A 13,127-nucleotide genomic window follows, 5' to 3' on the forward strand; every position below is an offset into this window, starting at 1 on the left:
CACCGGGCCCCGCGCCCGCCCGGCGCGGGCCGGGCGGACACCGCCCGTACGGGCCATCCCAACGCGCCGACTCCCGCGCGGGCCCCTGGAATGGTGGAGTGCCCCTCGTGATCGCAGTACCGGCGGTGAACGCGGTGTCCGGCGCGCCGCCGGACGACTGTCTCGCCCGCAACGACTGGATCTGCGGCGCGTACCTGAGCACGCGCCGCCACATCCTGCTCGACGCGGTGCTCCAGCACCTCCAGATCACCGTCGTGGCCGTCGCGATCGCGCTGGTCATCGCCGTGCCGCTGGCCGTCGTCGCCCGGCGCTGGGGCTGGGCCACCGGCCCGGTGCTCGCGCTGACGACCGTCCTGTACACGATTCCGTCGCTGGCGATGTTCTCGCTGCTGCTGCCCGCGTACGGGCTGTCCGCGACGCTCGTCGTCGCCGGGCTCGTGCTGTACTCCCTGACGCTGCTCGTCCGGAACATCCTCGCCGGGCTGCGGGCCGTCCCCGAGGAGACCCGGCAGGCCGCCCGGGGCATGGGCTACGGGCCCGTCCGGCTGCTGCTCACCGTGGAACTGCCGCTCGCCCTGCCCGCCGCCCTCGCCGGGCTGCGCATCGCCACCGTGTCGGCCGTGTCCCTGGTGACCGTCGGCGCCATCGTCGGACACGGCGGACTCGGCAACCTCATCTACTCCGGAATGAACACGTACTTCAAGGCGCAGGTGCTGACCGCGTCCGTCCTGTGCGTCGTCATCGCCGTCGTCGCCGACCTGCTGCTGCTCTGGCTCGGACGGCTGCTCACCCCCTGGACGAGGGCGGCGAACGCGTGAAGACCCTCACCGACGCCTGGAACTGGCTCACCGACCCGGCCCACTGGTCGGGCGGCGACGGCATCTGGCACCGCCTCCAGGAACACCTGCTGCTGACGGTCGTCTGCCTCGTCGTGAGCTGCCTCATCGCCCTGCCCGTCGCCCTCGTCCTCGGACACCTCGGCCGGGGCGGCGCGCTCGCCGTCAACATCTCCAACGTGGGACGGGCCGTGCCCACCTTCGCCGTGCTCGTGCTGCTCCTGCTCACCCCGCTCGGGCGGTACGGGGAGGGGCCCACCGTCGTCGCGCTGGTCCTGTTCGCGGTGCCGCCGCTGCTCACCAACGCGTACGTGGGCATGCGCGGCGTGGACCGCGGCGTCGTGCGGGCCGCCCGCGGCATGGGCATGACCGGCTCGCAGATGCTGTGGAAGGTCGAGGTGCCGCTCGCCCTCCCGATGATCATGAACGGGGTGCGGATCGCCGCCGTACAGCTCGTCGCCACCGCGACCATCGCCGCCCTCGCGGGCGGCGGCGGGCTCGGGCGGATCATCACCGCCGGGTTCAACTTGGCGAGCACCCCGCAGGTGGTCGCCGGGGCGGTGCTCGTCGCGGGCTTCGCCCTCGTCGTCGAGGGGCTGTTCGAGGTCGCCGAGCGGCTCGCTCCCGCCTGGACGCGGGGGAGGGCCGGATGAGGCGGCTGCGGTGGTGCGCCGCGGCGGCGGCCTCGGCGGCGCTGCTCGCCGGGTGCGGCGGCGGGCCCTCCCTGGAGAACCGGGGGGAGGTGACCGCGCCGCCGGGGGACAGCAAGCACCTGGTGATCGGTTCGGCCGGGTTCACCGAGAGCGACCTCCTCGCCACCATGTACTCCCTGCTGCTGGAGAACGCCGGCTACAAGACCGAGATCCTCTCCGTCGCCAACCGCGAGCTGTACGAACCCGCCCTCGAATCCGGGCAGATCGACGTCGTCCCGGAGTACGCCGCCACCTTCGCCGACTGGCTCAACGCCAAGACGCACGGCGCCGACGCGCAACCGGTCGGCTCGCCCGACCTGGACGCCACCGTCGAGGCACTGCGCGCCCTCGCCGCACCCCGCGGCCTGACGGTCCTCGACCCCGGCCGCGCCGTCGACCAGAACGCCTTCGCCGTCACCGCCGCCTACGCGAAGGAACACCACCTCAAGACCCTCAGCGACCTGGGCGCCTCCGGGCTGAAGGTGCGGCTCGCCGCGGGCGACGAGTGCGTGCAACGCCCGTACTGCGAGCCAGGGCTGAAGAAGGTCTACGGCATCGACATCACCGGCGTCGACCCCAAGGGCGTCGGCACCACCCAGGCGAAGCAGGCCGTGCAGAACGGGCAGGACCAGATGGTGCTCACCACCAGCACGGACGCCACCCTCACCGACTTCGGGCTGGTGCTCCTCGACGATGACAAGCACCTCCAGAACGCCGACTACATCGTGCCCGTCGTCAACCGCTCCCGCGCCGGCAGCGACAAGGTCGCAGGGGCGCTCGGCGCCCTCGATCCGGTGCTCACCACCGAGGACCTCGCCTCCCTCAACCAGCAGGTCGACAGCTGGCGGCGGCTGCCCGAGGACGTCGCACGCACCTATCTGAAGGACAAGGGGCTGCTGAAGTAGACCGGTGGGAAGCGGGTGTGCGGCGGCCGGTTCGGGGAACGCGGACGCCCACCCTCCCCTCCTTGAGCACCGGAAACGGGGACTCTTATGAACCGGGTCGTCGTCATCGGCGCGGGCGTCCTCGGCGCCAGTGTCACCTACCACCTCGCCCGCGCGGGCGCCCACGTCGTCCTCGTGGAGCAGGCCCCCGGACCCGCGGCCGGGACGTCCGGGGCCACCTTCGCCGCCGACGTCGCCCACCTCAAGACCCCGTACGCCTACCACCGGCTGAACCGGCGCGGCTCCGAGGGCCATCTGCGCCTCGCCGACGAACTGGGCGGGCCCGGCTGGCGGCATCCGGTGCCGCACCTCCAGTGGGCGGACGACGAGGACGGGCGGCGCACCCTGCGCGAGAACGCGGCACGGGCCCGCGAGTGGGGCCATGACTGCCGCCTCGCGCCCGCCTCCGCGCTGCGCGACCTCGCCCCCGCCGCCGACCCGGCCGCCTGCGCCGGCGAGGAGATCGTCGTGCACGGCGGCGGCGCCTGGTTCGACGCGCCCCGCTTCGTGCGGACGCTGCTCGACGCCGCCGCCCGCCGAGGCACCGTCGAACTGCACTACGGCACGGGGGTGACGGGCCTGTCGCGCGACGGGGAGCGCGTCACGGGGGTCCGGGCGGGAGCGCGCACCTGGCACGCCGACACCGTCGTCAACTGCGCGGGCCCCGGCGCCGACCGCGTCGCCGCCCTCGCCGGGGTGCGGCTGCCGCTGCGACGGGTGCCCGGCCTCATCATGACGACCCGGCCGCTGCCCGGGGCGCCGCTCACCGCGATCCTCACCGTGCCCGGCCTCGACCTGCGGCCCACCGCCGACGGCGGGGTGCTCGCGCTGTCCTGGGAGATCGACGCCCGGCTGCGCGGCGCCGACGCCGGCCTCCCGCGGGAACTGCACCGGCGCGCCGCCGCCCTCCTCCCCGGCGTCGCCCGCGTGGGGATCGCCGACGCCCGCACCGGCGTCAGGCCCGTACCCCTGGACGGTCTGCCGCTGGTGGGAGCGGCGGTGGCGGCGCCCGGCCTGTACCACCTGGTGTCGCACAGCGGTGTCACCCTGGCCCCCGTCCTCGGCGAACTCGCCGCGCGGGAGATCGTCGGCGGGACGGCCGTGACCGACCTCGCCGCCTACCGTCCGGACCGGCCGGCCGACGACGCCGTGCACGACGAGAACCTGCGCGCCATGGACCGGCGGGGCGCCCGCCCCTCGGCCGCGGTCCACGACGCCGAGGCTCAAGCTGAGGTCTAGGGTGAGGCTTTCCGCTCCCGCGGCGCTGTCACGCGTCGGCGACCGAGTCGAACGACACCTCGTCCCGCCCGATCCCCTGCGCGTCGGCGTCGACCGAGCGGCGCAGCGCCTCGTGCAGCTTCGCCGGGGTGAGGACCCCGAGGAAGCGGGAGCCGTCCAGGACCGCGACCCAGCCCGCGTCGTGCTGGAGCATCACGCCGAACGCCTGCTTGAGCGGGGCGCCGACCGGCACCCAGGCGTTCATGCGGTGCGCGAGGTCCGACACCCGGCCGCCCCGCCCGGCCAGCGCCGCCTCGTCGAGCCCGACCCAGCCGTGCAGATCGCCCTCCGGATCGAGGACCACCGCCCAGCGGGCGCCCGCCTCCCGCATCCGGGCCGCCGCGTCCGCCGCCGAGTCGTCCAGCCGGGCCACCGCGGGCTGCTCCAGGTCGTCCGGCTCGATCCGCGTCACCGACAGCCGCTTCAGGCCCCGGTCCGCGCCGACGAAATCGGCGACGTAGGGCGTCGCGGGCGTGCCCAGGACCGCGCCCGGCGTGTCGAACTGCTCGATGCGCCCCTGCCCGTACACCGCGATGCGGTCGCCGAGCCGGACCGCCTCCTCGATGTCGTGGGTGACGAGGAGGACCGTCTTGCGCACCGCGGCCTGCATCCGCAGGAACTCGTCCTGCAACTGCTCGCGCACCACCGGGTCGACCGCGCCGAACGGTTCGTCCATGAGGAGGACCGGCGGGTCGGCCGCGAGCGCGCGGGCCACGCCGACGCGCTGGCGCTGGCCGCCCGAGAGCTGCTCCGGGTAGCGGTCGCCGTACGTCGACGGGTCCAGGCCCACCAGGTCGAGCAGTTCGGCGGCGCGCGCCCGCGCCCGGGCCTTCTTCCAGCCGATCAGGGCCGGGACGGTCGCGGTGTTGTCGAGGATGGTGCGGTGCGGGAACAGGCCGACCTGCTGGATGACGTAGCCGATGCGCCGGCGCAGCCGCACCGGGTCGACGGTGGCGATGTCCTCGCCGTCGACGAAGATGCGGCCCGACGTCGGCTCGATGAGCCGGTTCACCATCATCATCGTCGTGGTCTTGCCACAGCCGGACGGGCCGACGAGCGTGACCAGTTCGCCCTCGGCGACCTCGAAGGAGAGGCCGTCCACCGCCGTCGTGCCGTCCGCGTACCGCTTGGTGACCTGATCGAACCGGATCATGCAGTCACGCTAACCGCGCCGCTCACTCCCCGCTCACCAGGACCACCTCCAGGGTGCGCGGTCCGTGCACCCCCTCGACCCGGTCCAGTTCGATATCGCTGGTCGCGGACGGGCCCGAGATCCAGGTCAGCGGGCGCGTCGGGTCGAGCCGGCCGAGGGCCTGCGGGACGGCGGGGACGACCTGGTCGGGCACCCGTACGACCACGATGTGGTGGTCGGGCACGAGGGTGATCCGGCGGCGGCCCTGGTCGGGGGAGGCGTCGAGGACGAGGGTGCCCGTCTCGGCGATTGCCACGGCGCACCCGGTGACCACGCTGGCGACCCGGTCGAGTTCCGCCGCGGTGCTGTCCGCCCGGTCGGGGACCGGTGTCGCCGTGACGGCCGACATCCACCGCGGGGGCAGCCCCGGCGGGACCAGCACGCTGCGCGCTCCGCGCGCCGCGAGGAGCCGCATGAGCAGCTCCGGCAGCCCGGCGGAGTCCGCGCGGTGCACGATCGCCCGGTAGTCCGAGAGGTTCTCGGCGAGCAGCTCGACCGTCTCCTGCGCGGTCCGCTCGCCGTGCTCGCTCCGGTACGCGCGGTCGATGTCGGTGGCGTACGAGGCCGGGGGCGCGACGGGGCCGCCGAGCGCCCGCCGGACCCGGCCCAGGACCACGTCCCTGCTGCTGCTCACTTGCCGGTGTCCTTTCCGCCGTCGGTCCGCTGCCACCAGTCGCGGAAGGACTCCGCGGGGATCGCGGGGAGGTCCCTGGTCGCCGTCCAGGCCCGTCCCGGACCCGGGAGCGTGCGGGGATGGAAGCGGCGGGTGCGCGCGGCGAGGCGCTGCCCGGTGGCGAGGGCGGCCGGATGGGTGAAGGCCCAGCGCGCGGCGCGCATCGCGGCGCGTTCCGCCGCGTGCCCCTTGGCGGGTTTGAGGGTGACCCGCGCGCCGCGCCGGGTCGCCTCACCGCCCTGCACGACCCGCTCGCGCAGGTGGACGAGGACCTCGGGGATGTCGATGGCGACGGGACAGACCTCGTAGCAGGCGCCGCACAGCGACGACGCGTACGGGAGGGAGGCGTCGACGGCGCTCCCGGTGCCGCGCAGCTGCGGGCTCAGGATGGCGCCGATGGGGCCGGGGTAGACCGATCCGTAGGCGTGTCCGCCGGCCCGCTCGTACACGGGGCAGACGTTGAGGCAGGCCGAGCAGCGGATGCAGCGCAGCGCCTGCCGTCCGACCTCGTCGGCGAGGGTGTCGGTGCGGCCGTTGTCGAGGAGGACCAGGTGGAAGGCGCGCGGGCCGTCGCCGTCGCGGGTGCCCGTCCACATCGACGTGTAGGGGTTCATCCGCTCGGCCGTCGAGGAGCGGGGCAGGGTCTGGAGGAAGACCTCCAGGTCCCGCCAGGTGGGCACGATCTTCTCGATGCCGACGACCGAGATCAGGGTCTCGGGCAGGGTCAGGCACATCCGGCCGTTGCCCTCGGACTCGACCACGACGAGGGTGCCGGTCTCGGCGACCATGAAGTTGGCGCCCGAGACACCGACCTTGGCCCGCAGGAACTTCTCCCGCAGGTGCAGCCGGGCGGCCTCGGCGAGTTCGGCGGGGGTGTCGGTGAGCCCGTCCGGCGCCGGCCGGCCCCAGCGGCCCATCTCCCGGTCGAAGATGTCGCGGATCTCGCCGCGGTTGCGGTGGATGGCGGGGACCAGGATGTGCGAGGGGCGGTCCTCGCCGAGCTGCACGATCAGTTCGGCGAGGTCGGTCTCGTAGGCGTGGATGCCGGCCGCCTCCAGGTGTTCGTTGAGGCCGGTCTCCTGGGTGGCCATCGACTTGACCTTGACGACCTCCGTCTCCCCGGTCTCGCGCACCAGCCGGGTGACGATGCGGTTGGCCTCGTCCGCGTCGACCGCCCAGTGGACGGTGCCGCCCGCCGCCGTGACCGACTCCTCCAACTGGACCAGGTAGTGCTCCAGATGGCGCAGCGTGTGGTCCTTGATCTGCTTGCCGGCCTCGCGCAGCTGCGCCCAGTCGTCGAGTTCGGCGACGGCGCGGGCCCGCTTGTCGCGGATGGTGTGCGTGGCGTGCCGCAGGTTGGCACGCAGCGTGGTGTTCCGCACCGCGTCGTGCGCGGCCGCGGGGAAGGCGGGCATGCCGAGATAGGTGCCGCTCGTACCGTTCGTGCCGCTCATGACAGGGGGTCCTCCTCCGTGCTCGCCAGGATCTCCGCGAGGTGCACCGGCCGCATGCCGACCCGCAGGCGCGACATCGTGCCGCCCAGGTGCATGAGGCACGAGTTGTCGGCCGCGCAGAGCGTGTCGGCGCCGGTGGACTCGGCGTTGCGGACCTTGTCGGTGCCCATCGCCGCCGACACGTCGGCGTTCTTCACGGCGAAGGTGCCGCCGAAGCCGCAGCACTCCTGCGCGCCGGGCAGCTCCACCAGCTCAAGTCCCCTGACGGCGCGCAGCAGTCGGGTCGGCCGGTCGCCGAGGCCGAGCGAGCGCAGGCCGTGGCAGGTCGGGTGGTACGTCACCGTGTGCGGGTAGCTGGCCCCGACGTCGGTGACACCGAGCACGTCCACCAGGAACTCGGTCAGCTCGTACGTCTTCGGGACGACCGGCGCCAGCGTCGTGGCGAGGTGGTCGCCGCGGCCCTCCGCGCGGGCCCGCTCGCCCATGCGCGGGTACAGCTCGCGCACCATCGCCGCGCACGAACCGGACGGCGTGACGATCGCGTCGTAATCACCCGAGGCGAGACCCGGGCCGAAGACATCGGAGTAGTGGCGAGCCAGCGGTTCGGCCTCGTGGCGGTACCCGGTGTTGTAGTGCGGCTGTCCGCAGCAGGTCTGGGCGGCCGGGAAGTCCACCTCCACGCCCAGTCTGGTCAGCAGTTTCACCACGGCACGGCCCGTGTCCGGGTACAGCGTGTCGTTGACGCAGGTCAGGAAGAGCGCGACACGCATCGTGGCCCCTTCGGTCGTCGGTGCGGCTCGGTCATCGGACGGGTACTGCGGTTGCGTGCAGCGTACGTGGTCGGCGACCCCCGGTCACGAGTCGGTGACCCGGGCGTGGGCGGCCGTCCACGCCGCCCGGTCGCCGCGCGGCTCGTACCGGGTCGACGGCTGCGTGGCCCCGACGAGTCGCCGCATCGAGGGCAGGTCGCCCACGACGCCGTCGGCGCGGGCCTGCACGAGGGCGTTGCCGAGCGCCGCCGCCTCCGCGGGACCGGCCACGACGGGCAGTCCGCAGGCGTCGGCGGTGAGTTGGCACAGCAGCGCGTTGCGGGCGCCGCCGCCGACGATGTGCACGGCATCGACCTCCCGGTCCGCCAGCCGGGCCGCGTCCGTGACGGCCCCGCGGTGCGCCAGCGCGAGCGAGTCGAGGATGCAGCGGGTGATCTCGGCGCGGGTGCGCGGCTCGGGCTGGCCGCTCGCGCGGCAGGCGGCGGCGATCCGCGCGGGCATGCCGCCGGGTGCCAGGAAGTCGCGGTGGCCGGCGTCCACCACCGAGCGCAGCGGCGCCACCCTCGCCGCCGCGTCGAGCAGCGCGGTCACGTCCGGCTCCCGCCAGTCGCGCTGGCACTCCTGGAGCAGCCACAGACCCATGATGTTGCGCAGGTAGCGGACCGTGCCGTCGATGCCCAGCTCGTTGGTGAAGTTCGCGGCGCGGCTCTCCTCGGTGCGGACCGGCGCGTCGAGTTCGAGGCCCGCGAGGGACCACGTCCCGGTGCAGATGTACGCGAAGCGGGGGGTGGCGGCCGGGACCGCGACCACCGCCGACGCGGTGTCGTGGGAGGCGACCGTGGTGACCGGGACCGGACCGGTCAGGCCGGTCTCCTCCAGCACGTGCGGCAGCAGCTCCCCGGCCGGGTCCCCGGGCCGGCGCAGCGGCGGGAAGAGCCCGAGGTCGATGCCCGCGCGGGCCGCCACCGTGCGCGCCCAGTCGCGGGTGCCCGGGTCGATCAGCTGGGTGGTGGAGGCGTTGGTCAGCTCCGTGCCCGCGCGGCCCGTCAGCCAGAACGCCAGCAGGTCCGGTATCAGCAACAGCCTTTCGGCGGCACGGAGTTGGCTGGTGTCGCGGGCGGCGGCGAGCTGGTACAGGGTGTTGAACGGCGCGTACTGGATGCCGGTGGCCGCGTACAGCTCGGACGCGGGGATCTTCGCCCAGACCTGCTCCGCGATGTGCTCGGTGCGGGTGTCGCGGTAGTGGTACGGATTGCCGAGCAGCTGTCCGTCGGCGTCGAGCAGCCCGTGGTCGACGGCCCAGCTGTCGATGCCGACGGAACGCACCGGGCCCGCCGCACGCAGCCCGTCGAGGACGCCCGCGTACAGCGCGAGGACGTCCCACCGGAGGGCGTTCCCGGTGCGGACCGGCCGGTTCGGGAAGCGGTGGGCCTGCGTCAGGGTGAGGGTGCCGGGGGCGACCCGCGCGGTCATGACGCGGCCGCTCGACGCGCCCAGGTCGACCGCGGCGTAGGGGAGTTCGGGCATGGTGTGGCTCCGGGGGAGGTGCGGGTCGGGGTGGCCGGGGCGCGGCGGGCGAGGGGCGGCGGGCGAGGGGCGGCGGGGCACGGCGGGAGAGGGCCGGCGAGGCGGTGTGCGGCGGGGGTGGCTGGCGAGGCGGTACGCGGCGGGGCGGTGTGCGGCCGCCCGCCGCGCCCCGCCCACCCCGCTTCCCCCCCGCCCCCTCCGCTTCCCCCGCCCCCTCCGCTTCCCCCGCCCCCTCCGCTTCCCCGCCCCTCCACTTCCCCGGACCGGGGTTCAGCGCAGGAAGGCCGCCGCCACTCCCGCGTCGACCGGGACGTGCAGACCCGTCGTGTGGGTCAGGTCGCCGCCGGTGAGGGCGAACACGGCGTTCGCGACGTGCTCGGGAAGGACCTCCCGCTTGAGCAGGGTGCGCTGGGCGTAGAACTCGCCCAGCTTCTCCTCCTCGATCCCGTACGTCGCCGCGCGCTGCGCCCCCCAGCCGCCCGCGAAGATTCCGGAGCCGCGTACCACCCCGTCGGGGTTGACGCCGTTGACCCGGATGCCGTCGCCGCCCAACTCGGCGGCCAGGAGGCGGACCTGGTGGGCCTGGTCGGCCTTGGTGGCGGAGTAGGCGATGTTGTTCGGGCCCGCGAAGACCGCGTTCTTGGAGGCGATGTAGACGAGGTCGCCGCCCATGCCCTGCGCCTTCATCACACGGGCCGCCTCGCGCGAGACGAGGAAGGAGCCGCGGGCCATGATGTCGTGCTGGAGGTCCCAGTCCTCGACGGTGGTGTCCAGGAGCGGCTTGGAGATGGAGATACCGGCGTTGTTGACGACCAGGTCGACTCCGCCGAAGGCGAGCGCGGCCGCCGCGAACGCCTCGGCGATCCGCTCCTGCGACGTGACGTCGACGGTGACGGCGATCGCCGTGTCGGGCCCGCCGAGTTCGTCCGCGACGGCGGCGGCGCCCCCGGCGTTCACGTCGGCCACCACGACGCAGGCGCCCTCGGCCGCCAGCCGGTGGGCGATCGCCCGGCCGATGCCGCTGCCCGCGCCCGTCACGAGCGCCACCCGGGTCGCGAGCGGCTTGGGCGAGGGCATCCGCCGGAGCTTGGCCTCCTCAAGGGACCAGTACTCGATGCGGAACTTCTCCGACTCCTCGATCGGCGCGTAGGTGGAGACCGCCTCGGCGCCGCGCATCACGTTGACGGCGTTGAGGTAGAACTCGCCCGCCACCCGCGCCGTCTGCTTGTCCTTGCCGAAGGAGAACATGCCGACGCCGGGGACGAGGACGACGGCCGGGTCGGCGCCGCGCATCGCGGGGGAGTCGGGGCGCGCGTGGCGCTCGTAGTAGGCGGCGTACTCCTCGCGGTAGGCGGCGTGCAGTTCCCGCAGCCGGGCCGCCACCGTGTCGAGGCCGGCCGTGGGCGGCAGGTCGAGGACGAGCGGGCGGACCTTCGTGCGCAGGAAGTGGTCGGGGCAGGAGGTGCCGAGCGCGGCCAGGCGCGGGTGCTCGGCGCGGGCGAGGAAGTCGAGGACGGCGTCGGAGTCGTCGAAGTGGCCGACCTGGGGGCGGTCCGTGGAGGCGAGGCCGCGGATCAGCGGGGCGAGCGCGGCGGCCCGCGCCCGTCGTCCGGCCGGGTCGAGCGCCGCGTACCCGTCGAGGACCGGGCCGAACGGCTCGGCCCTGCCGTGCTCGGCGAGGAACGCCTCCGCGGTACGGATGATGAACAGCGAGTTCGCCTCGCACTCCGCGGCCGTGTCGCCCCACGCGGTGATGCCGTGCCCGCCGAGGACACAGCCGACGGCCCCGGGGTTCGCGGCCTTGACGGCGGCGATGTCCAGGCCGAGCTGGAAGCCGGGGCGCCGCCACGGCACCCACACCACCCGGTCGCCGAAGCAGCGCGCGGTCAGCTTCTCGCCGTCGGCGGCGCAGGCCAGCGCGATCCCGGAGTCGGGGTGCAGGTGGTCGACGTGGGCGGCGTCCACCAGACCGTGCATGGCCGTGTCGATGGAGGGCGCGGCGCCGCCCCTGCCGTGCAGGCAGTAGTCGAACGCGGCGACCATCTCGTCCTCGCGCGCCTCGCCCGGGTACACCTCGGTCAGGGCGCGCAGCCGGTCGACGCGCAGCACCGCGAGACCGGGCTCGGTGAGCGTGCCCAGGTCGCCGCCCGAGCCCTTCACCCACATCAGCTCGACCTCGCCGCCGGTCACCGGGTCGGGGCCGAACGCCTTCGCGGAGGTGTTGCCGCCTGCGTAGTTGGTGTTGCGGGGGTCGGCGCCGAGCCGGTTGGAGCGCTCCAGGAGAGCGGCGACGTCAGGGTGCACAGCCATGAAGGGTCCTAGTGGTTCGGGGGCCGAGGGGTTCTGCGCGAGCGGCCCGGTGGGGCGGCCCGGGTGGTGCCGCTCCGGGGTGGGTGCCGCTCCGGGGTGGTGCGGGTGGTGCGGGTGGTGCGGGTGCGGCTCACGCGCCCCAGCCGGCCTGTCGGCCGCCCACCCGCTCGGCCACGATCCGCTCCTGCCACCCCGAGGCCGCGTACCCGGCGACCGGGTCCGGGTGCAGGCCCCGCTCCTCGCGCCACTCGGCCAGCAGCGGGCGCACATCGGTGTTGTAGGCGTCCATCAGCACCGCGTTCGCCGCCAGGACATCGCCCCCGGCCTGCGCCGCGCCGAGGGCCTCGCGGTCGACGAGCAGCGCCTTCGCCGTCGCCTCCTGCACGTTCATCACCGAGCGGACGACCGCCGGGATCTTCTCCTCGACGTTGTGGCACTGGTCGAGCATGAACGCCACGTTCGTCGCCGGGTCGAAGCCGTCGCCCCGCGCGACCTCGTACAGGATCCGGAAGAGCTGGAAGGGGTCGGCGGAGCCCGCCATCAGGTCGTCGTCGGCGTAGAAGCGGGAGTTGAAGTCGAAGCCGCCGAGCTTCCCCTCGCGCAGCAGCAGCGCGACGATGAACTCGATGTTGGTGCCCGGCGCGTGGTGCCCGGTGTCCACCACGACCTGCGCCCTGTCGCCGAGCTTCACGCACTGGAGGTAGGAGGTGCCCCAGTCGGGGACGTCCGTCGCGTAGAAGGCCGGCTCGAAGAACTTGTACTCCAGGAGCAGCCGCTGGTCGGCGCCGAGCCGCTCGTAGACCGTCGCCAGCGATTCGGCGAGCCGGTCCTGGCGGGCCACGATGTCGTCCTGGCCGGGGTAGTTGGTGCCGTCGGCGAACCACAGCTTCAGGTCCTTCGACCCCGTCGCGTCCATGATGTCGACGCAGGCCAGCAGGTGCTCCACGGCCTTGCGGCGGACCTTCGGGTCGGGGGCGCAGACGCTGCCCAGCCGGTAGTCGTCGTCCTGGAAGGTGTTGGAGTTGACCGTTCCCAGCTCCAGGCCGCGCTCCTTCGCGTACGCGCCGAGCGCCGCGTAGTCGTCGACCGTGTCCCAGGGGATGTGCAGCGCGACCTTCGGGGCGATACCGGTGAACTCGTGGACCTTCGCCGCGTCGTCCAGCTTCTCCTGGGGCGTGCGCGGCACACCGGCCCGGGCGAACACCTTGAACCGGGTGCCGGAGTTGCCGTAGCCCCAGGACGGTGTCTCGATCCGCTGGTCGGCGAGTGCGGCCTTCACGGCAGCGATGTCAGGCATGTCCACCTCTGAGTGCGCGGGTTGCCGCATGCCCCCGGTCGGGGCGGGCACGGGCGAGGAGCGGGAAAACGTGAACCACGATGCGTGAATCGATTCACTTTGGTGGGGAAGTTAGCCCCGGCGGAAGCGGCCGTCAAGAGGTCGCGCGAGACGT

11 protein-coding genes are annotated in these 13,127 nt (G+C 73.9%); 4 read left to right on the forward strand and 7 right to left on the reverse strand.

Annotated features, from left to right (window positions below):
* Positions 1–134 precede the first annotated feature (134 nt).
* The 4 genes from ACIP5K_RS29215 (at position 135) to ACIP5K_RS29230 (ending at position 3,711) form a co-directional block, all read left to right on the forward strand.
* Complete coding sequence (locus ACIP5K_RS29215) at positions 135–818, forward strand: ABC transporter permease (protein ID WP_401414540.1); 684 nt, start codon at positions 135–137, stop codon at positions 816–818.
* Positions 815–1,489, forward strand: a complete 675-nt coding sequence (locus ACIP5K_RS29220) for an ABC transporter permease (protein ID WP_401414280.1) — start codon at positions 815–817, stop codon at positions 1,487–1,489. The genes ACIP5K_RS29215 and ACIP5K_RS29220 overlap by 4 nt, the downstream gene beginning before the upstream one ends.
* Positions 1,486–2,433 carry an ABC transporter substrate-binding protein gene (locus ACIP5K_RS29225; RefSeq protein ID WP_401414282.1) on the forward strand — a complete coding sequence of 316 codons (948 nt, stop codon included), beginning with the start codon at positions 1,486–1,488 and terminating at the stop codon, positions 2,431–2,433. The genes ACIP5K_RS29220 and ACIP5K_RS29225 overlap by 4 nt, the downstream gene beginning before the upstream one ends.
* Positions 2,434–2,520: 87 nt before the next feature.
* On the forward strand, positions 2,521–3,711 hold the full coding sequence (locus ACIP5K_RS29230) for an NAD(P)/FAD-dependent oxidoreductase (protein WP_401414284.1): 1,191 nt from the start codon (positions 2,521–2,523) through the stop codon (positions 3,709–3,711).
* A 28-nt stretch (positions 3,712–3,739) separates the two neighbouring features.
* Here the strand turns inward: ACIP5K_RS29230 and ACIP5K_RS29235 are convergent, their stop codons facing one another.
* From ACIP5K_RS29235 to rhaI, 7 genes are all read right to left on the reverse strand, one after another.
* Positions 3,740–4,903: an ABC transporter ATP-binding protein gene (locus ACIP5K_RS29235; RefSeq protein WP_401414286.1), complete on the reverse strand. Its 1,164-nt coding sequence runs from the start codon at positions 4,901–4,903 to the stop codon at positions 3,740–3,742.
* Positions 4,904–4,925: 22 nt separating this feature from the next.
* Complete coding sequence (locus tag ACIP5K_RS29240) at positions 4,926–5,576, reverse strand: lactate utilization protein C (protein ID WP_401414288.1); 651 nt, start codon at positions 5,574–5,576, stop codon at positions 4,926–4,928.
* Complete coding sequence (locus ACIP5K_RS29245; protein ID WP_401414291.1) at positions 5,573–7,069, reverse strand: lactate utilization protein B; 1,497 nt, start codon at positions 7,067–7,069, stop codon at positions 5,573–5,575. Before ACIP5K_RS29245 ends, ACIP5K_RS29240 begins: the two co-directional genes overlap by 4 nt.
* Complete coding sequence (locus ACIP5K_RS29250) at positions 7,066–7,839, reverse strand: (Fe-S)-binding protein (RefSeq protein WP_401414293.1); 774 nt, start codon at positions 7,837–7,839, stop codon at positions 7,066–7,068. The genes ACIP5K_RS29245 and ACIP5K_RS29250 overlap by 4 nt, the downstream gene beginning before the upstream one ends.
* A gap of 84 nt (positions 7,840–7,923) precedes the next feature.
* Positions 7,924–9,366 carry a rhamnulokinase family protein gene (locus tag ACIP5K_RS29255; protein WP_401414295.1) on the reverse strand — a complete coding sequence of 481 codons (1,443 nt, stop codon included), beginning with the start codon at positions 9,364–9,366 and terminating at the stop codon, positions 7,924–7,926.
* A 270-nt stretch (positions 9,367–9,636) separates the two neighbouring features.
* Positions 9,637–11,676 carry a bifunctional aldolase/short-chain dehydrogenase gene (locus tag ACIP5K_RS29260; RefSeq protein WP_401414297.1) on the reverse strand — a complete coding sequence of 680 codons (2,040 nt, stop codon included), beginning with the start codon at positions 11,674–11,676 and terminating at the stop codon, positions 9,637–9,639.
* Positions 11,677–11,806: 130 nt separating this feature from the next.
* On the reverse strand, positions 11,807–12,973 hold the full coding sequence (gene rhaI / locus ACIP5K_RS29265; RefSeq protein ID WP_401414299.1) for an L-rhamnose isomerase: 1,167 nt from the start codon (positions 12,971–12,973) through the stop codon (positions 11,807–11,809).
* Positions 12,974–13,127: the final 154 nt, after the last annotated feature.

The organism is Streptomyces sp. NPDC088785 (genome assembly GCF_044750685.1).
GTDB lineage: Bacteria > Actinomycetota > Actinomycetes > Streptomycetales > Streptomycetaceae > Streptomyces.